The sequence below is a fragment of the Bacteroidia bacterium genome (genome assembly GCA_027493955.1).
Lineage (GTDB): Bacteria > Bacteroidota > Ignavibacteria > SZUA-365 > SZUA-365 > JAOSJT01.
Genome location: JAOSJT010000001.1, coordinates 1284773 through 1304219, shown reverse-complemented (window position 1 = coordinate 1304219; position 19447 = coordinate 1284773). Strand labels below are relative to the sequence as shown.

The following is a 19447-nucleotide window of genomic DNA, read 5'->3' as shown; positions in this document are numbered from 1 at the left end:
AGGAACCGCGGGGTGGCGCCGGGGCGGCCCTGAGCTCTCTTGGGGGCTCCAGTCGCCCCGACTGCCAGCGCGGTTCGCTGCGCGCCTTGCTCTCGCTCATATCGTTTCATGCCGCCTGCTCCATGTCATTGCCGAGACGTTTCTTCGACCAATACAGATTCTCGTGTTCCTGCGGCGTATGATAGCCCAGCGTGCTGTGCAGACGCTGATTATTGTATTCAAGTTCAATGTACTCGAAGAGGTATCGCCGGGCATCCGTCACCGACGCGAAGAGAAGTCCTTCCGGCATTTCCTTCTTCAACGTGGCAAAAAATGACTCGGCGACGGCGTTATCCCAGCAATCACCCTTCCTGCTCATGCTCTGAATGCTGCCGTAAGGGCGCAGGGCACTGCGGAATCCCTCGCAGCAGTATTGCACACCGCGATCAGAATGCACGATAAGCCCCGCACGTATGCTTCGCGTCCAAGCCGCGCGTTTGAACGCGGTCACAACCATTGTATGGCGCAACGATGTGCTGACCTCCCAGCCGACGATCTTCCGGGAAAACAGGTCGATAAACACGCACAAGTACAACCATCCGGAGGTGCTGCGCAAATACGTGATATCACTCACCCACACCGTATCAGGTGCATCGACCGAAAACTGGCGTTCGAGCATATTTGGCGAGACAGTATACGAATGCTTCGAATCTGTCGTGGTAATGAAACGGCGACGATGCTTGACCTTCAATCCCTGCCGACGCATGCTGGCCGCCACGCGGCTCCGCCCGCACGCGAAACCGCGCTTGCGTAATGCTTTGACGAGACGACGTACGCCGTAGCTGGATTTCCTGCGCAGGAATTCCTCCCGGACCGCCATATCGAAGGCTGCGGTGCGCTCGGCGCGTGCATGCTCGCCACGACGACGCCATGCATAATAGCCTGAGCACGATACGTTGAGCACGCTGGCCATCCTTTCGATGCTAAACTCGTTCCGATATGCGTTCATAAACCGGAACCGGGCTTCGTGGGTAGCGAGAAGATGGCCACTGCTTTTTTTAATATTTCGCGCTCCTGACGGAGAATCTCGTTCTCTCGACGAAGACGATGCAGTTCAGAATCACTGGCGGGAAGATTTCCGTTGCCGGGAAAGGCCTCTGACTTCTGTGTCAGAAGCTGACGGCGCCAGGTGCGTATCGCACCATCATAGAGGTCGAACTCCTCCTCAAGCGCGGAGTCGGGTCGATCGGTGCTGTCAGCCAACTCGATCACGGATCGTTTGAATGCAGCATCATATTTCTTGTGGGTTCGTTTTACCATGACAGAGTCTCCGGTGATTTTTGAAAAGGTAACCGGGGGGAACTCTCTGTGCAATTTCTTCGGGACACTCCAGGGTGAAGAGCCCGAAGGGCGACACGGGGAGGTAAAGGGTGAAGGGTAAAGGGTGAAGAGCCCGAAGGGCGACACTTCCTCTAACCCCCAGCTTCAGCTGGGGGGGCACGCGCACAGCACATCCGCCATCAGCCCGAAGGGCGACACGAGGGAGGTAAAGGGTGAAGGGTGAAGTGTGAAGAGCCCGAAGGGCGACTCTTCCTGTATCCCCCAACGGCAGTTGGGGGACTTCCGCACCCAGCGATGACGTCCCCAGCCCGAAGGGCGACACTTCCTCTAGCCACCAGCTTCAGCTGAGGGGGCACGCGCACAGCACATTCGCCATCAGCCCGAAGGGCGACACTCGGGTTGGTGAAGGGTCCTTGACCTGCAACGATTCACGACTCACGAGCCACGTTTAACGATTAACGATTCACATTGAACGATTCACCTTGATTTCTCCGCCACTTGACAAGCTCCAATCACCGTCGTATATTAAAATCGACAAAAGACTCGATGATTATGATCGCTGAAAGGATACGACGTTGCGCGATCCACTGTCACATGTTCAGATCAAGTACAAGCTGACTGGGGCCTTCGTAGGTATCTGCCTGTTCGCGTTCGGCGTCGGGGGATATCTCATTTCCGTCTCCGCGGGCTCGGCGCTGGAAAGCGAGATAAATCTGCGCATCGCCGCGGAGAGCGCCGGACTGGCGCACGAACTGTCCGCCACGCTGCATCTCATGGGACGTCGCGCGGAGGACTTCGCTTCCGACGGGTACATCCGTGCGCAAATGGAAACACTGCTCGCGGTCAACGGCCTCGCGGGCAATGCGCAAGGAGACGTCGTGCACGAACATCTCGCCGCGCATCTCGCACGCAATAAATTTCCTCTCATTTCCGCTCTGACCGATCTGCTGCTGCTGGGTCCCGAAGGAAACATACTGGCCTCGGTACGCGATGCGGATAGGCGCATTCCCGCCGGTGTCACCCGGGATTTACTCCGGCACGACACACTCTGGTACAGCAGCTTCGTGGAGTCGGGAGACGGCGATAACCGGCATTTCGCGATAAGTACACCGGTTCGCAATCTCGGCGGTGGTACACGCATCGGTACCTTGTGTTTCTGGATTGATCTACGGCGACTCGTGGGCAACCTCTCCGGCATGGATACGGCTCGCGCCACAGGAATGCTCTCCGAACACATCGTCACGCTTTCGGATCAGCGCGGCGGCCGTTTCGTGCTCACCCCGGCAAGCGGAACCGCACCGGGAGGCCATGCCGGCAACGCCCCGGGGGAGGAGGCCGATGCGGCATCCTTCGCGATGCGGGACGTCGCTTCCGTTGCTGCCGCGGCACCGTCGCCCGCCATCATGCGGGAGCACGCAATAGGTTCGTACGGATGGCGCGTCCATGTGGCCGTGGATGCGCACAGAGCCATGCTCCCGGTGTCCGGCTTGCAGAGCAGCTTTCTCGGCGCCGGCGTGCTCATAGCTCTCGTGTCGCTCATTCTCCTGTATTTCCCCGTGCGCTTCCTCATCAAACCTCTCGCGGCGCTCGGGGACGCCGCCCGCGCCATGACGGCCGGCGATTTTACCATCCATGTGGACGACAGCGGGGAGGATGAAATCGGCGATGTAGCCCGCTCCTTCAACCTCATGGCAGCCGCAACAGAAGAACGCACCACCCGTCTGCGCAATACCGCCCGGCAACTGGACGAGCAGCGTAAAGCGCTCAGTATCGAACGCGATTTGCTCAATACCGTCGTGCATTCCATGGACGATGCCGTGCTGTACTTCGACCGCGATGCGACACTGATCATGCATAACAACGCGGCGGCGCCGCTGCTCGAGTACCTGCGCGACGCACAGCTGCCGCTGGCACCCCGGCGCTGCGCCTGCGGACGACCCGGCGAACGCGACTGCCGGCAATGCCTGCTGGACCATCGCATGCCCGCGCGCGATTGCATGCTCGATGTCGGCCACCGTGTGTACGAAGTCGTTTCCTCGAGCATCGCCTCGATGGCGGGCCTCGAAGGCACCGTGCTCGTGGGACGCGACGTCACCGAACGCATGCGCATAGACGAAAAGCAGGCGCATCAGGATCGCCTTGCTGTGCTGGGCGAGGTCTCCGCCGTGATGGCGCATGAGCTGAACAATCCCCTTGCCGCCATTTCCATGTTCGCGCAAATGATGCGCAGCGATTTGCGAGACGATGCGACCTATTCCGAGCATCTCGACGTCATTCTCCGCAACACCGAAAGTTGCAAGCGCACCATTCGCTACCTGCTCAGCTACGGACGCGGCGAGGCAGCGGGCGAGGAGGAAACCGACCTGCATGAAGTACTCGTTGATGTTGTCCGTTTTCTGCGTCCACTGTATGAAAAGGGAAATGTCTGCTTCGATATGGAGTTCATGAACGGCGACGCCGTCGTACGCAGCGACGAAACCTGGCTGCGTCAGGTGTTCGTCAATCTGATCATGAACGCCCTGCAGGCGCTCGATGAAGAAGGCGGACGCATCACCGTGCGGACGCGATGGGAAGACAACGACAGCGCCGGCCTGCTGGTGGATATCATGGATAACGGACCCGGAATTCCATTGGAGCATCAGCACAGTATTTTTGAACCCTTCTTCACCTCCAAACCCAGCGGCAAGGGGACGGGACTGGGCTTGTCCATTTCCCGCCGTATCATCACCACGCTCGGCGGCACCCTCGCGCTGGCGACTTCACGACCGGGCGAGACGGTATTCCGTGTCGCCATCCCGCGTGTCCGCACGGAACTGACGCTGGACGCGGACGTGGCCTCCTCCGGTCTCGCCGGCTATACCTCGCCGCCCGGAACGGGCGCAGCGGCAACACCGACCGTCGTGAGAGGGAGGGACTGATGTGCGCGGCGGCGGACATACTCACCAACCTCCGCATTCTCGTGGTGGACGATGAGCCGGATCTCCGTCTGGGGCTGACGCGCCTCCTCACGCCCACGGGCGCCGTGATAGCTTCCGCGGCGTCGGCCGAGGAAGCGCTGGCACAGCTCGCGTCCTCACCCGTGGATCTGGTGATTTCCGATATCCGCATGCCCGGACGATCGGGTGTGGATTTGCTTCGCGACATCAAAGCCACGCATCCGGCTGTGGAGGTGATTCTCGTCACCGGCTTCGGAACGATAGAGCTGGCGGTGGAATGCCTGCACGCCGGCGCCGCAAACTTCCTCACCAAGCCTTTCGACAATGATGAAATCCTCCAGACGGTGGCCATGAGCGGCCGCCGCATTCTCGCCGCACGTACGGCTGTGCAGGAGGACACCAGCGAGGAGGGAATTATCGCAGTGGATCCGGGCATGCTGGCCGTTCTCGAGCTTGTGCGACAGGTAGCCGCTACGCACGTCCCCGTTCTCATCAACGGCGAAAGCGGTACGGGCAAGGAACTCGTCGCGCGGGCTATCCATCGCCGCAGCGGCTTCGCCAAGCCCTTCGTGGCCGTTAACTGCGCGGCTCTGCCGGATACCTTGCTCGAGTCCGAGCTCTTCGGCTTCCGGCGCGGCGCGTTTACCGGTGCGGACAGGAATTACGAAGGCATGCTGCGGCGCGCGCATGGCGGCACGCTCTTCCTCGACGAGATCGCCTCCATGTCGCCGGTTTTCCAGTCCAAGCTGCTGCGCGTACTGCAGGAAAAAATTATCCGTCCGCTGGGCTCCGGCAGCGACGAGGCGACGGATTTTCGTCTCATCGCCGCCTGCAACCGCGATTTACGGAAGATGGTTGAGGCCGGGCAGTTCCGTGAGGATTTGTACTACCGGCTCGGCGTGTTTCACGTCACCATACCGCCTCTGCGCGAGCGTCCAGCCGACATACTGCCATTAGCCCGCCATTTCGTGCGACGCGCCGCGCAATTGTGTCTGCCGGGAAGTACCAGCATTCTCGCCATCACCGCCGACGCCGCAACCGCCTTGCGACAGTACAGCTGGCCGGGGAATGTGCGCGAACTCGAAAACGCCACGCAGCGCGCCGTGATACTCGGCAGGGGAGCCGATCTGCTTCCGCATCACTTCTTTCTCCACGGCGCGAGCGCCGCGACCGCTACGCAGCGACACACGCCCGCCATAACCTACGAAGAAGCCAAGCAGCGCCTGCTGGCCGATTTTCAACGGCAGTTCCTCGAAAACATTCTCGGACGCACCGGCGGCAACATCTCCCACGCCGCCGAAGAATGCGGCCTCACCCGCGCCGCCATACAAAAAATGATGAAACGCCTGAATATTGATCGCAGCAATTTCGAGAAAGCCTGAAGCCGACGTGGCACACCGCGAAATGCAAGGCGCAGAGACGCAGGGGAGGGGCAGGGGAGGGGTGTCGCAGAGGAGTTTTTGAAGGGCTGATGGAACTGGGTTGATTCGTGACATCGCTATTTGTTTTACCGGCTCGCACGGCCTCTATCCGCAACGAAGGCGCATTGCCACCCATCAAAACGTACCAGCCCCTCCCTCCACTCTACAGGCCCTCCCATCGTTTAACATTTCACGTTTAACAGTTTAACTCCCCCGATTCTCTGCCGAAGCCATGTTGAGAGATAATGGAGAGGTTTTTATGCCCGGAGGGCGGCACTCCCTCAACCTCAGCTCGCGTGCGCAGCGACCCGAAAAAATTCCTACATTGCCGGGTGGTTGACGGGATGGAACTGACTGCTTGTGCCAACAACCGCCATCCCACGGTACGGTAACAAGGAGAATGTACTGATGAAGAACGAATATACCGCCGTTGTCAAGCAAGACGGTGAATGGTGGATAGGATGGATCGAGGAAGTTCCCGGTGTGAATTGTCAGGAAAGCAGCTATGAAGACCTGATGGAAACCCTGGCGGTGACATTGCGGGAAGCGCTGGAATTCAACCGCCGCGACGCATTGAATGCAGCGGGCGGTGGCTTCCGCACCGAAAAAATAGCTGTATGAAGAGAGGCGACCTCCTGCGCTATCTTCGCAGCCAGAGGTGTGCATTGCTGCGGGAGGGAAGCAAACACTCGTGGTGGTGGAATCCGACAATGAATACCCGTTCAGCCGTGCCCCGGCATTCGGAGATCAAAGAACTCCTGGCGTAAAAGATTTGCAGGGATCTGGGGATTACGCCGATCAAATAAAGCCGCGGCGCTACAAGCGCAAACGACCCTCTCCCCCTTAAGAACCCTTGCACCGATGCTATCGAATGAGAGCGATGAGAACGGGGAGAGCATTTCAGGCCCAACGCAAACATCCGTAAGCAGAGCGAGCCAGCCCCACATAGAAAGAGAGCCCTCCCTCGTTTAACGTTTAACGGTTTAACTCCACCGAACGAAAGCTTCGAAATTTACCTCAGGATGATCGGCACCCGGCGTCACGCCTACCGTGCCCTTCTACGGAAAACCGAAAAGGGTGTCTTGTGTACCCTCCTGCGGTCGCGGGAGTGGTATGTCGAAGATGGCGGCGAAGTCGTCGACGTCCCGGGGATCCGGCCACGGAATCCCGCCCCTGGCGCGCAAGGCGGTCAGTCCTTCGGAGGCTTCTCCCGCGGAACGCACGAAAACCGGTACGAATCTCCGTTTATCCAGCTGCTCGGCGGCACCGGCCCAGGTGCCGCCTTTTTTCAGATCCGACGAAACCACCAGTGCCGCGTCCGCCAGGGCGTAGATCAGCTTGTTGCGCTGCATGGCATTGCCGACGTTGAAGCCCGCATTGGGATCGTACGGCGAGATAAGCACCATGCGTCCGTCGAGCAGCACGTTGCGGTGCTCGCGCTGCATCGTGCTGCGTTCGAGGCTGTCGGCGAGCACACCGCTGACCCTTCCGCCTGCCTCCAATGCGCCGCGCATCGCCGCCTGATCAATGCCTCTGGCGCCGCCGGAAATCAGTGTTCTGCCGGCACGGGCGCTTAAGCTTCCGACAGCCATCGTAAAGTCAATGAGCTTTTCCTCCGCGTTGCGCGAGCCAACCACGGCGAGACCTCCGGAATCCAGGATGTCCGCGTCTCCGCAGCCGTAGAGCACCGGTGGCGCATCCTCGCCCAGGCGACCCCTGAAGCGCTGCGGATAGCCCTCATCGGTATGACCCAGTATCCAGATCGCGCGATTCCGCCAGCGCTCGACCACCTGGCTCAGCAGAAAGCCCCTGCTCAGCAGGCGGCCCATGCGATCAGGGGCGACAACCGCCGCGCAGGCATCCGTCAACGCGCTTGCGCGCGAGGTCAGCAGGTCCGCCGGAGTGCTCTGAAGGTCGCGCAGAACCGCGGCCAGGCGTTTGTATTCGCCCGGTGTGAGTAGCTCCGTTGACGTCGCGGACCTGCCGGCGATCAACGGCGCCGTCAGGAGCAGAATGGCCTGGGTATCGTCGGAGAGTGGTCCGTTCATTGCTCGTACCCCGCCCGCGCGAGCGCCATCGGCCACACGTCGCCGCTCCCGTGCGAGCGCAGGAGCCACGCGGCCACGGTCAGGGTCCAGCGTGAATCCACGATGTCGTCGACCAGCAGGACCGGCGCTTCGGGCATCGGTACGCCGTTGCAGGCGAGAGCGCCGTCCACATTGCGCGCCTGTTGTGTGCTGTTTGCCATGGTTTTCTGTTCAGGTCTGTGGTCGGTCCGTACGAGTACTGTATAATACGGCAGGCCGAGCGCAGCGGCAAGACGTGCGGCGAAGTCCGCTACGAGATCGGGGTGCCTGAGGGAGGGAATGCCGGTCACCCACGCGGGCGCCGGCTGCGGATCCCATTCCCGAACCATGGCTGCGGCTGCCGCGACCAATGCGTCGGCGAAGCGGCCGTCGCGATATTTCCCTTTTCGCACATCGTCGCCCCATCCGGCGTCGCCCCACTGACACAGGGCCATTCCGGGACGCGCCTGTTGCGCGGCCGCGATCATGCCTTTGACGGCATAGCGCGGCAGACCGCCATCCGGCCATTTTTTCCGCTGTTCGAACGGCAGCCTGCTGCGGCGCAGAAAAGCGATGGCGGCTCGAAGCAACAACGGGTCAACACTTTCCGGCAGGGGCGCCAGCGGAGGCGCGCCAACGCTGCATGGATCGCCGTCGAGCGCCCTGATGAGATAGGACATATGCTCGCCGAAGGGGAGACGCAGGTACTCCAGCATCTGCTCGTGCTCCGTGCGCCGCAAGGCCGTCAGGCGCCCGGCGCGTGCCCAGAACGCTTCGCCGAGCGTCGCGGCCGTGAGCTGCCATTTGCTCCCGAGCCTGGCGATCGGTGCCGGCGACTCGAGCGACAACAGCGCCATAGTTTTCTCCACGCGACCCTTGCTCACGTTTATCCGGCTCAGCAGCTCGGGCACGGAGAGGCCGTCGGGAGCTTGCTCCAGCGCGCGCAGCACTTCGGCGACTTCCTCGCGGGTGGGGAAGGCGCTGCGGATGAAATAGTCGTTAATACTGTCGTCTTCTTCGCCGCTGAGCAGCACACCGTACGCGGCGTCCAGCGCGCGGCCCGCCCGGCCCACCTGCTGGTAATACGCCACCACCGAGGACGGCATCTGATAATGGATCACAAAGGCGAGATCCGGTTTGTCGTAGCCCATGCCCAGGGCGGTGGTGGCGACGAGGGCTTTTACCTCATTCCGCAGCAGCGCCCATTCGAGCTCCTCCCGGCGCTCACCCGTATCTCCCGTGTATGCGTGCACAGGGAAGCCGCGGGATTTCAGCCAGTCGGCGACCAGGCCCGCGTCGCGGACGGTGAGCGTGTACACGATGCCATGACCGTCGAGCGTCGCGAAGCGCTCCGCGAGCCACGCGAGACGCTCGGCCTGTCCCGGGATCCGCAGCGTTTGCAGACAGAGCGAGGCGCGATTGAGATCGCCGCGGGACAGCGCCAGCCCCGGACCCAGCACCGCGACGAGGTCCTCCAGGACGCGATTGTTCGCCGTCGCGGTTGTGGCGAGCAGACGCATATTCGGCGGCAGCGTTCGCACGATTCTCTCCAGCAGGCGATACTGCGGACGGAAGTCGTGTCCCCAATCGGAAATGCAATGCGCCTCGTCGATCACCAGCAGCGCGATGCGCGCGGCGACGGGACCCAGCACATTGGCGCGGAACCACTCGTTGGCCAATCGTTCGGGCGAGATGAGGAGGATATCGATCTCATCCCGCGCGAGACGGGACTCGATGTCCGTCCAGGCATCCTGATTGTCGCTGTTGATACTCGCCGCGCGCACACCCATGCGTTCGGCGGCTGCGATCTGATTGCGCATCAGCGCGAGCAGCGGTGAAATGAGCAGCGCCGGACCGTGGCCGGCATCCCGCAGCATGCGCGCCGCGATAAAATACACGAAACTTTTGCCCCAGCCCGTTTTTTGCACGACGAGCAGACGGCCGTGACCTTCCACGATGTGTTGAATGGCTTCTTCCTGCCCCTCGCGGAAGGTGGCGTCCGCGATACCCGTTCCCAGTCTCAGCAGTTGAAGCGCTCTCGATGATTGATACAGCATCAGTTTTCCCCGTAATTGTGCCGTGATGATGACGAACATTCCGATGGATCGGGCGCGTTTCCCTGCACCACGCACGCCCTGCCGGCCGTTCCCTGTTTCGATGCGTCCCGCGCGACAACCGTCGCGCACGAAAAAACAAGCTACGCAACGCCGCATCCGCTGTCAATGCATTTCGCCGGCACCGTCCCGAGCGTGGAGCCGCGGCGGGGAGGAGACTGAGCCGCGAAGATGCAGCCTTTCGGTGGCGGCTGAGCCTACGCTCAGGGACCGCCGAAACCTCGCTCAGGATCTGCACAGAGTCGCGGAGGGGAGGAGACTGAGCCGCGAAGATGCAGCCTTTCGGTGGTGGCTGAGCCTACGCTCAGGGACCGCGAAACCTCGCTCAGGATCTGCACAGAGTCGCGGAGGGGAGGAGCACGGAGGCGGCGACTGCAAAACATCCCTCTGTGTCCTCTGTTTCCCTCTGTGACCTCCGTGAACCCTACGCCGCAGCCATCGAATGAGAGCGACGAGAGCGACGTACGCGGGGAGAGGTTTTTGGGCGGAAGTCGAACGTTCGCTGGCAGAGCAACCAAGCACCTTTCCGAATGATGCGCATACTTACGTTTAACGATTCCCGATTAACGATTCCCACTTCCCGATTAACTATTCCCGATCTGCGCTGAAGCCATCGAATGAGAGTGCGGAGAGACTGCGTCATAAAAATCTCTCTCTGTGCCCTCTGTTCCCCTCTGTGAGCTCTGTGATCCCTGCACCGAAGCCATTGAATGAAAGCGCGGAGAGGATTTGCAGCGCGTCTCGCATGGCGGTGTGCCAGGAAGAAAACCAGGCAGAAGCCGTTGGGAGATCTCTGTTTTGCAACGTGATCGTCATTCCGGCTTGACTATAATCACGCGATACGTTATTATTCCACATGATCGTCTCCTTCCGCTGTGACGCAACCGAAAAGCTCGCCCATGGATACCGCGTGCGCCGTTTCACAGCGATAGAAACTGTTGCACGGAGAAAATTGCGCCAGCTGGAAATCGCGATGTCGTTGAAGGAATTGCGCGTATCTCCGGGAAACCGGCTGGAAGCGCTTGCAGGCGAACGCGTCGGAACACACAGCATCAGGATAAACGATCAATGGCGCCTCTGTTTTCGCTGGACGGAGCACGGCGCCGCGGATGTCGAAATTGTTGATTACCATTGAGGATACACGCCATGAACTCGCTGCCCCCCGTAACCCCTGGAGATCTCCTGCTGGAGGAGTTCCTGCTTCCCATGGGTCTATCACAATACCGACTGGCGAAAGACATCGGCGTACCGGCGCAACGCATTAGCGAGATTGTATCCGGCAAACGCGCCATCACCGCGGATACCGATCTGCGGCTGTGCCGGTATTTCGGACTTTCGAACGGCTACTGGCTTCGGGCGCAGGCCTTGTGCGATCTCGAAAAAACACATCGACGCATCGACAAAGAACTGAACGCCATCGTACCGCACAGACGCAGTGCCGCAACGTGACAGCCCGTAGACGCGGGCCAGTCATCGGTCCCTGAGCGAAGCCGAAGGGGCCGGCGCCCACCGTGATCACCGCTCCCGTGTCCACGATGTACTAGGGCGGCGCGTAGGGGAGGGGAAAGCAACGCGGAGACGCAAAGGCATAGAGGGGATACACGTTCCGATAACCCTCGGGTCCATGCGCCAAGTGGGAGATGCTCGAAAAATCTTGATTGTCTTGACCAAAAAGTCGCCGACCTCAGGCGAACGTGCTCCACTGAGGTTAGCCGAGGTGAACGGCCGCACAATGTTAACAGATATACACCCCACGAGGTCACAGGCATGTAATGCCACCCAGAAGTTCAGACTGCGAAGCAAACCGCTTGGGGGTAATATTAGCGCAGGGATACTGCACTGATCTGCTACCGCTATCGAGAAGCGACATCACCGGCAATATTGACCACCCACGGTGTCGATAGCCGTACCTCCCGCTCCCCGCGTGAGTCTGCCCACGAATCAGCGGTTCTATTACACACAGCCAGGGAGTTCGTGTGCTTGGTAAGTATGGAAGCAGAAGAGGTTACCTGAGGAAGTCGTTCTCAAGGCAGGTGAAGAAATGCGGGTATGCGAACATTTTTTCGCACTGTCCTATTTGCGATGCTCCAAATGCGAAAACACTTTCGCGGAATATCGCGAAAATGAACTGTTTTTGATTGGCACGGTGCTTGCAGTTACCGAATGATCTGCCACTAATTTTTCAAATCATTCAAGGAGCAGCCATGCATGACATCGATCGAACACTCGCAGAGTTAACGATGGAGACAGACGCGTTCGAAACGGATGCGTTCGAGTTCGAATTCGACAACGAATATTATGGGGAAACTGATACGGAAAGCCCTTTCTCCGAAGTGGAGGAGATGGAACTCGCATCCGAATTACTCGAAATCACGGATGAAGCGGAGTTGGACCAGTTCCTCGGAAAACTCATCAAGCGTGTGGGACGGGGCGTCGGAAAATTCGTCAAGTCACCCGTGGGGAAAGCGCTCGGTGGTGTACTGAAGAGCGCGGCCAAATCCGCACTTCCCATCGCCGGATCAGCGCTGGGTGGATTCTTCGGCGGTCCCATCGGGGCCTCAATTGGCGGGAAGCTCGCGTCTGCGGCCACCAATCTCTTCGAGATGGAGGTAGCCGGCATGAGCCAGGAGGATCAGGAATTCGAGGTCGCTCGCCGCTTCGTGAAATTTGCGGGTGCAACGACGAAAAATGCTCTTTCCTCCCCAAGGCCAAGTCCCGCAGCAGTTACCTCAGCCGTCCAGGCCGCTGCTAAACGCTATATTCCTGGTCTGGTGCGTCAACAGTTAGGCCGAGTCGCTTCGCAAGGGCACCTCACCGGTAAATGGATCCGCCGCGGCAACAGGATAATCCTTTTCGGAGTCTGATCGTGATCGATACCTCCTGTGCACGACGGTATCTGGCACTCGAGGCCTCCGGGTTACTCGCACGGCTCTATCAGGTGCGACCATTCTCGCTTACCGAGACCATGGTCCCAGCAGCCGCGCCACTTCCGGGAGTGCTTCCGATCATCGATGAGCATCTCAGGCGTATCAAGCTGCATGTCCGAGATTCCATAGAGCGCTTTATCGATTGGCTTTCAAGCGACGCGATTTCTGGCGTACCGGCGGAAGCTGTACAGCATCGATACGCTATGCTCCGGATGAAGTACGATTGGATGATGAGCCAGGTCGATCATTTCTCCGATGCTATCACGCAACGGAGTGAATTGATGAATGGTGTGTGGCTCGCCGGACTCGATGTGCTTGCACAGGATGCAATGAAAGTACCCGGATTTTTGTATCCCATTCCTCCCGCCATGTGTTATCTGGATCGGGGGATCGGTGCGGCAATCCGTCGTCTTCACACGCCTTTGCCTGGTGGCAGCCGGAATCCGGTCGCGTTCATACGCATCCCACGGGAGCGCATGGTCGGCAGCGGGATCGCCGCGTCGCTTGTCCATGAAGCAGGGCATCAGGTATCTGCGTTACTGGGGCTCGTGGACTCGATTCGACCAACGCTCAGAGGCATGCAGAAAAAGGGGGGGCCGGAGCTGCCCGCGTGGATTCTGTGGGAGCGCTGGATTTCCGAGATACTCCCGGATCTCTGGGCGGTCGGGAAGATCGGTATTGGAGCGACGATGGGACTGATGACAGTGGTAAGTCTACCATCCCCTCTCATTTTCCGCTTCAACCCTCTTGATCCTCATCCCATGCCGTGGATACGGGTCGTTTTAAGCGCAGCACTGGGTAACGGGTTATATCCCCATCCACAATGGAGGAGGATGCAGTCTTTATGGCACAACGTGTACCCCCCGACTGGAGCGACGAAAAAAGTACGGCATGTCATCGATCTCCTTTCTGAGACGATGCCTACTTTCGTAGATCTGATACTTCAACACCGACCGAGAATTCTCGGTGGTGCTTCAATCGCCGACATCTCGGCCGCACCTGACCGAACTCCGGAAGCGTTGTCTCGGAAACCAAAGACGAGGATGGAAATAGAAAAAATGATCCTCAACTCACCGACCAGATTTCTTGCGGTAATCGGTCAAAACAAGGCCAACGGAAATCTGTCAGCAGGGCGCGAGAGTTCACTCATCTCGGCATCGTTAGCCGTTTGGGCAAAGAAAGGAACAGCATGCCCAATAAGACTTCATCATCACAATAAAGCTGGAGCTATCAATGGCTAGAAGAATAAAACAGGTTGTGAAGGACACTTCTCCACCCACACAGCGCACCGACCCCAAAGCTCAAGAGCCTTCGATGAGCAATGACACCATCATCGATCTCGCAACAGCCACACCAGCGGATGCATTTGTGAAGGAGATAATGTCCAACGTCGAACCTGTCCAGGTAAGTCTGACGAAAACGGATACTCCTGTCACATCTGATCAGGCATTATGGGTCATGATCAAGAATCGCACCGCAGCGGTGGGATTTAAAAAGTTTGATGAGTTCATGCACAATGTACTCTGCGAACTGGAAATGAAACGTAATACGGAAGATGCTGCTGAATACCTTAAGAAGATCGCGGATCAGACGAAGCCTCTTAAGGTTACGAACTACGGGCTGGTCAAAGTCGCAGCCGAACTCTTTCTTAAGCAGGAGTGCGGTGAATTGGTCAAATCCTTCGACGACCAGCACCAAACAGCGGAAGAGAGTGATCGGATGGTCAAGCGGAGGGCTTTCAGAGGTGTCTCGGTTGAGGTGCTCGCTGAAGCGAAGGAGAAATACCTTCATAAGATCAGCGAGCAGTCACGAGGGTACACGTTGCCCTATCTGAGTTCTATCATCAATGCTCTTAAAGGGATACCTCTGAAACAGGCAGGCGAAGTTTCGTCCTGTTATGGGATTCTGGAAACACAGCTCACAAATCCCTGTATGTTGGAGCTGATCTGGTCCTACTGGCACGAGGAAGGGATGCTGGTGCAGAGCGTAAATGCCATAAGCCGGCGTTTTCAGAATGTGCGGGCGGGTTCCTCACGAGATCCACTCGCACACCTGGAGATGGACCCTCTCCGCCCATTGAACAACATCCTGTGGGACTATATTCAGGACGAGCAGCACCGGCTGACAATTCTCCGGCGCGCCTATGAGTACGATCATCAGTACGGATTACGACTCGAAGGACGCGCGGTTCCGCCGCTCCGCTCCGCTGATTCCCGCTCAAAGTTTCTCGAATCATTCCATAACCTGCTCAATCGTTGTGCAGCCTTCTTCAAGCAGGACGACAATACGACTGTTATCTCGGATGGATTTCCCGTATTGAATGCTCTGAAGGAGACACATCTCATACTGACAGAGGGCGGACACAATCAGTACGGCGATCTGCCATGGACGGCACGCGTCGAGATGCTCATACAGCAGTGGATGCTTGCGAGACCGGAAATCAAAACTTTCCTGCCTGGCAGGACGATGGTGGCTTACCCTGAAGAATGGATGAGGCAGGTGGACAGTATAAAAAAACTGTATGGTTGGTCAGACACCCCTGTCATGCATTACCGCGATCTCGGTGTTTTTGGCGAACAACTTCTTCTGGGTATTCGGTTCGGCAACTGGAACGACATCTCTGAGGCCGATTCCGCTAAAAACTGGGTGCGGTTCTGGAGAAATGAAATTCAGGGGTACATCCACGCCTACCGCGCTGTGACAGGTGTTGATCTGACGAACAGCGCAGTGAACGCCAACATTACGAGCAGTGCTGTAAACGCTACTCTGCCTTCAATTCTCATTCGTGAGCGCATGAAGCAGCAAAAAGTTCTGTAATCCAACGGATGCTACGATGAGAATGAGCAGATTCTCCGCAGATCAGCTGTATGTTCCGTCGCCGACATCGCAGTATGAGGTGGGCTCGACATATAGCCGGAAAAGCGTACCGAATATTCGCTGGGTGCAGGCATCATTGAACCGGATTCTCGGACTGCGTCTGGTGGTCGACGGGATCATGGGACCCCGTACGCGCGACGCCGTTCGTCGTTTTCAAAACATGGCGGGAATCGCTACTGACGGTGTCGTGGGGGCGAGAACGAAAGCAGCATTGATACGTGCCGGCGCTCAGCCTCCGAAGGCGGGCGCCGGCTCCACATCCGCTTCAATGGCGCCGGCGCAAGCAGTATTGCCTGCCCCCGGGACGCCGATTTCCGCACTGGCGAAGAGTATCCGCAGTATAGCGCTCGGTGAACTGCAGCGTTGGGGAAATGGCAGCATGAAAGAGAGCGACATCCGCATGCGCCCCGTGCTGTACGATTACTGGCTCATCGGAACGGGACTGAAGCCGGAAACACTAACGCATCTTCCATCGTGGTGGTCGGCAGTACCCTGGAGCGCCGCATTCATTTCCTGGGTGATGCGTCACGCCGGGGCGGGGAACACATTCAAATACTCTCCTTCTCATTCGGTGTACACGCTTGCCGCGAAGCAGAACAGGATAACGAACAACGCCAATCCACTCAAGGCCTTTCGCCTGAGCGAAGCGAGACCCCAAGTCGGTGATATCGTATGCAGGCGCAGGGCCGGGAGCGGTGCGACCTACGACAACCTCACGGCCGGAATGCCGACACATTGCGACATCGTTGTGGCAGTCCAGCCTGGTACGCTCATCACTGTAGGAGGTAATGTGAGGGATTCCGTGTCAAGCACCCGTGTCCCGATCGATTCGGAAGGATTCATTCAAAAACCCGGCTATTTTGCCGTACTCTCGTATCGAGACACGACGATCACCGAAAACGAACGTTTCATGGTCGAGGAAATAAGCGACGAATTACCCGTATATACTACTGACCTCCTGAGTTTCGAGGAGGTCATAAAAAGTGCCCCCGCACCGGGGATTTACGAAATCTACCAACGAAGCTCAGGCGGCTCACTGCCAAATTTCAAAAGGATATACGTCGGGAAAGCGCGCTCACTCCCTCAACGGCTTCAACAACATGCCTGGTGCCTTACCCATCTCAATATCCCGTTGTCGTTCTACCGTGTACGGCTCAGGAAGATGTCTGGAGCGAACGACGCGGTCTTACGCGTCGCGGAGCGAAAGGTGATCGATCATCATGGGAGGCACACCCTCACGAATCAGCGAGAATTTGAACTTCCGGGCGAGTTATGGGGGTGGGAATGATGCTGGTCGATGGCCTATGATCATCGATTGCCACTGCCACGTCGGAAAAGGTGACGGCCTGACAGGGCCTTGGGATTCCACTGCGGATATCCGTACCTATCTCCGGCGCGCTTCACGGGCGGGGATTCACAGAACGGTACTTTTCGCGACATTCCATTCGGACTACGCGGAGGCAAACAGATATGTCGGGCGTGTTGTCCTGAGCCGACCGGATCGATTCTACGGATTTGCATTCGTCCATCCCGATCGGGACAGGGGTAGGGTGTATCACATGGTCACGGTTGCGGTCCGGGAATATGGTTTTGTGGGAATCAAAGTCCACCGCAATGACGGAGGAATATCGCGTGAAATATGCGAGGTGGCGCAGGCGTACAATTTGCCAATCCTGTACGATGTGATGGGGGAGGTTGCGCACATCGAACTGCTGGCTACAGAATATCCGAAGGTTTTATTTATCATCCCCCATCTCGGGAGCTTCGCTGACGATTGGAAGGCCCAACGGTCATTTCTGGATCAGCTGGAGCGTCATCCGAACATCTATACGGACACTTCCGGCGTTCGGCGCTTCGACCTGCTCGTGGAAGCGGTGCGGAGATGCGGTGTAAGAAAAATACTCTTCGGGTCCGATGGGCCCTGGTTGCATCCGGCCGTGGAGCTTGCGAAGATTCGTGCGCTGGAGTTGTCGGCAGCTGATGAACATTGGATACTGAGCGGAAACTTCCTCAGCCTCATATCCCGTGTCCGGAGGCACGCTCCGCAGTCAGGGTCTCTGCAAGTCCATTGGAATTCCGCGACCCTGGAACTGCAGAATCCCTGGTTGCATGGCCGGAGGTACCTATCCTGTGGCGGAGAACGTCTCAAGGCCCTCCATTCTTTTTAAACGGTTTTCTTTGGCCGTTTCCCGCCCTTCGTAACTCCAGAGCGCGACGCGTAAGGCCAAGCCGCATCGCTGCATCTCCAAGGCGGCCGTTTTCTTCGTCGAGAACTATAGACAACGCGGCATTTTCAGCCATTTTCCCGATCTCCTTCAGCCCGGTGCCTTTTACGAGAAGCTGGCGCACGGAATCTTCCAGTCCGCCGGTTGTACCGCTGGTATGTTTCGCGTCGCCGCGCGGTACGTCATCCGGATCGAGAGTGCCGACGGTTACCGCTCCGCCCCCGACATGCCGTAGCATGATGCGGGATATCACCTGACGCAGTTCTCGTACGTTGCCATGGTAGACGCGCTCGAACAGGTACTGCTCGACAGGCGCATCGAGACAGACATCCTTCCCGTCAGCACAGAGCTGACGTGCGAAGTACCTGACCAACTCCGGTATGTCCTCGCGTCGATCAGAAAGAGGCGGTACGTTTGCCGTCCAGGTGGCTATACGGTAATAGAGGTCGCGCCGGAATAAACCTTCCTCCATGAGAAGATCGAGATCCCGGTTCGTCGCGCAGAGAAGTCGAAAATTCGTCTCATGCCAAGTATTCCCCCCGATGCGTTTGTATGATCCCTCCTGAATTACGCGGAGCAATTTGGCCTGCAAGGGGAGCGGTAATTCGCTGATTTCGTCGAGAAACAGGGTCCCTTTATCGGCCAGCGCGAACGCGCCGTCTCTGCGCGAGATCGCGCCGGTGAATGATCCTTTCTCATGCCCGAAAAACTCGCTCCCTGACAATTCGGCTTGTATCGTTGTGCAATCAAGAACGATAAGTTCACCTTTGTCCTCTCTTCTGTCGAGCGTATGAATGAGTCTCGCCAGCAGTTCCTTCCCGGTTCCGCTCTGGCCGGATAGTAATATAGAGGAACATGAATAGCAGGCTGCTTCGATAACCCTACGGAGGAACATGTGCCAACAGGAACAGGAACCAACGAGATTATTCGCGACGAGTGGCGATCGGAGTATCGTTTCGATGTCCTCCCATCGGCGGAAGCGCTCCGTCAGGTCCTCCGCTTTTAGCAGACCGGAATTCCAATTGCCGGCATCGGAAGCACCGGAGGCAAGCACGGCCCATAGATGTTCGCTTCGAAGCAGCTCGCCGCCCATACCGAGCGCGAACACGCGGGAACGCCCGCCCTTCGAGTACGCGCGCAGGAGTTCCAGCGCCTGCGTGTCGATCGCGTCCACGATGAACAATCCGCCGAATCTCTCCGTTTCAGGGCTGCGCTCGACCAGCCGTATCCCTCGGCTGGTAAGCTGCTCCATCAATGGTTCAGTACCTGAACCACCGTGATGATGCACCCACACGGTGATAACCTGCCGGTCGTTCGTCATGCAGGCAAGCGGGGTGTTGACAGGAATGCGGAGTCGTTACTCTTTTCCATTCTCCTCGGTTGACCTCTGGATGAATACTTGCAGTCAAGATATCCGGACGGTTGGGAGGTGCGTCTGAGGGTCGACTGCGTGCGAGGCGAAACGGGGGAACAAAACGGTACCACCAGCGCAACAGTCTCGCATCCGTTTACGGTCCAGACTCTCACATACTCTTCATGTAAGACGTAAAAAGCTGATTCA

15 protein-coding genes and 1 pseudogene are annotated in these 19447 nt (G+C 58.3%); 11 read left to right on the top strand and 5 right to left on the bottom strand.

The genetic code is table 11. The features are described from left to right. Positions 1-106 precede the first annotated feature (106 nt). Positions 107-988 carry an IS3 family transposase gene (locus M5R41_05225; protein MCZ7555787.1) on the bottom strand — a complete coding sequence of 294 codons (882 nt, stop codon included), beginning with the start codon at positions 986-988 and terminating at the stop codon, positions 107-109. Beyond that, positions 985-1299: a transposase gene (locus M5R41_05220; GenBank protein MCZ7555786.1), complete on the bottom strand. Its 315-nt coding sequence runs from the start codon at positions 1297-1299 to the stop codon at positions 985-987. Before M5R41_05220 ends, M5R41_05225 begins: the two co-directional genes overlap by 4 nt. A gap of 596 nt (positions 1300-1895) precedes the next feature. On the opposite strand from M5R41_05220, the gene M5R41_05215 reads away from it, so the two are divergent. The 4 genes from M5R41_05215 to M5R41_05200 all read left to right on the top strand — a co-directional run bounded on the left by M5R41_05215 (position 1896) and on the right by M5R41_05200 (position 6444). After that, complete coding sequence (locus tag M5R41_05215; protein MCZ7555785.1) at positions 1896-4238, top strand: ATP-binding protein; 2343 nt, start codon at positions 1896-1898, stop codon at positions 4236-4238. Further along, entirely contained in the window at positions 4238-5638 is a 1401-nt protein-coding gene (locus tag M5R41_05210; GenBank protein ID MCZ7555784.1) for a sigma-54 dependent transcriptional regulator, read from the top strand. Before M5R41_05215 ends, M5R41_05210 begins: the two co-directional genes overlap by 1 nt. A 447-nt stretch (positions 5639-6085) precedes the next feature. Beyond that, positions 6086-6298 (top strand): type II toxin-antitoxin system HicB family antitoxin, encoded by a 213-nt coding sequence (locus M5R41_05205; GenBank protein MCZ7555783.1) that lies wholly within the window; start codon positions 6086-6088, stop codon positions 6296-6298. Continuing rightward, the gene (locus tag M5R41_05200; protein ID MCZ7555782.1) at positions 6295-6444 is read left to right on the top strand and encodes an addiction module toxin, HicA family; all 150 of its coding nucleotides are present in this window, start codon (positions 6295-6297) and stop codon (positions 6442-6444) included. Before M5R41_05205 ends, M5R41_05200 begins: the two co-directional genes overlap by 4 nt. Before the next feature lie 336 nt (positions 6445-6780). Here the strand turns inward: M5R41_05200 and M5R41_05195 are convergent. Together M5R41_05195 and M5R41_05190 are read right to left on the bottom strand one after the other, a co-directional pair. Continuing rightward, positions 6781-7725, bottom strand: a pseudogene (locus M5R41_05195) (DNA-processing protein DprA). After that, a complete protein-coding gene (locus M5R41_05190) occupies positions 7722-9800 on the bottom strand; it encodes a DEAD/DEAH box helicase (protein MCZ7555781.1) in 2079 nt (692 codons plus the stop codon). Before M5R41_05190 ends, M5R41_05195 begins: the two are co-directional and overlap by 4 nt. Before the next feature lie 913 nt (positions 9801-10713). Here M5R41_05190 and M5R41_05185 point away from each other — a divergent pair. The 7 genes from M5R41_05185 (at position 10714) to M5R41_05155 (ending at position 17829) form a co-directional block, all read left to right on the top strand. Then, positions 10714-10992 (top strand): type II toxin-antitoxin system RelE/ParE family toxin, encoded by a 279-nt coding sequence (locus tag M5R41_05185; GenBank protein MCZ7555780.1) that lies wholly within the window; start codon positions 10714-10716, stop codon positions 10990-10992. 11 nt (positions 10993-11003) lie between these two features. After that, positions 11004-11306, top strand: coding sequence for a HigA family addiction module antitoxin (locus M5R41_05180; protein MCZ7555779.1), 303 nt, complete (start codon positions 11004-11006; stop codon positions 11304-11306). Between the two features lie 755 nt (positions 11307-12061). Continuing rightward, positions 12062-12721 (top strand): hypothetical protein, encoded by a 660-nt coding sequence (locus M5R41_05175; protein MCZ7555778.1) that lies wholly within the window; start codon positions 12062-12064, stop codon positions 12719-12721. Positions 12722-12822: 101 nt separating this feature from the next. After that, entirely contained in the window at positions 12823-14025 is a 1203-nt protein-coding gene (locus M5R41_05170; protein ID MCZ7555777.1) for a hypothetical protein, read from the top strand. Further along, entirely contained in the window at positions 14018-15601 is a 1584-nt protein-coding gene (locus M5R41_05165; GenBank protein ID MCZ7555776.1) for a hypothetical protein, read from the top strand. The genes M5R41_05170 and M5R41_05165 overlap by 8 nt, the downstream gene beginning before the upstream one ends. 16 nt (positions 15602-15617) lie before the next feature. After that, positions 15618-16949 carry a DUF2272 domain-containing protein gene (locus M5R41_05160; protein MCZ7555775.1) on the top strand — a complete coding sequence of 444 codons (1332 nt, stop codon included), beginning with the start codon at positions 15618-15620 and terminating at the stop codon, positions 16947-16949. Positions 16950-16965: 16 nt separating this feature from the next. Next, complete coding sequence (locus M5R41_05155) at positions 16966-17829, top strand: amidohydrolase (GenBank protein MCZ7555774.1); 864 nt, start codon at positions 16966-16968, stop codon at positions 17827-17829. On the opposite strand, the gene M5R41_05150 is transcribed toward M5R41_05155, so the two are convergent. Then, on the bottom strand, positions 17807-19207 hold the full coding sequence (locus tag M5R41_05150; protein ID MCZ7555773.1) for a sigma 54-interacting transcriptional regulator: 1401 nt from the start codon (positions 19205-19207) through the stop codon (positions 17807-17809). The genes M5R41_05155 and M5R41_05150 overlap by 23 nt on opposite strands. Positions 19208-19447 lie beyond the last annotated feature (240 nt).

Bases quoted from the DNA above. Each gene is read 5' to 3' on its own strand.
- M5R41_05225 (MCZ7555787.1), bottom strand. From the start codon at position 988: ATGAACGCATATCGGAACGAGTTTAGCATCGAAAGGATGGCCAGCGTG.
- M5R41_05220 (MCZ7555786.1), bottom strand. From the start codon at position 1,299: ATGGTAAAACGAACCCACAAGAAATATGATGCTGCATTCAAACGATCC.
- M5R41_05210 (MCZ7555784.1), top strand. From the start codon at position 4,238: ATGTGCGCGGCGGCGGACATACTCACCAACCTCCGCATTCTCGTGGTG.
- M5R41_05205 (MCZ7555783.1), top strand. From the start codon at position 6,086: ATGAAGAACGAATATACCGCCGTTGTCAAGCAAGACGGTGAATGGTGG.
- M5R41_05200 (MCZ7555782.1), top strand. From the start codon at position 6,295: ATGAAGAGAGGCGACCTCCTGCGCTATCTTCGCAGCCAGAGGTGTGCA.
- M5R41_05190 (MCZ7555781.1), bottom strand. From the start codon at position 9,800: ATGCTGTATCAATCATCGAGAGCGCTTCAACTGCTGAGACTGGGAACG.
- M5R41_05185 (MCZ7555780.1), top strand. From the start codon at position 10,714: ATGATCGTCTCCTTCCGCTGTGACGCAACCGAAAAGCTCGCCCATGGA.
- M5R41_05180 (MCZ7555779.1), top strand. From the start codon at position 11,004: ATGAACTCGCTGCCCCCCGTAACCCCTGGAGATCTCCTGCTGGAGGAG.
- M5R41_05175 (MCZ7555778.1), top strand. From the start codon at position 12,062: ATGCATGACATCGATCGAACACTCGCAGAGTTAACGATGGAGACAGAC.
- M5R41_05170 (MCZ7555777.1), top strand. From the start codon at position 12,823: ATGGTCCCAGCAGCCGCGCCACTTCCGGGAGTGCTTCCGATCATCGAT.
- M5R41_05165 (MCZ7555776.1), top strand. From the start codon at position 14,018: ATGGCTAGAAGAATAAAACAGGTTGTGAAGGACACTTCTCCACCCACA.
- M5R41_05160 (MCZ7555775.1), top strand. From the start codon at position 15,618: ATGAGAATGAGCAGATTCTCCGCAGATCAGCTGTATGTTCCGTCGCCG.
- M5R41_05155 (MCZ7555774.1), top strand. From the start codon at position 16,966: ATGATCATCGATTGCCACTGCCACGTCGGAAAAGGTGACGGCCTGACA.
- M5R41_05150 (MCZ7555773.1), bottom strand. From the start codon at position 19,207: ATGACGAACGACCGGCAGGTTATCACCGTGTGGGTGCATCATCACGGT.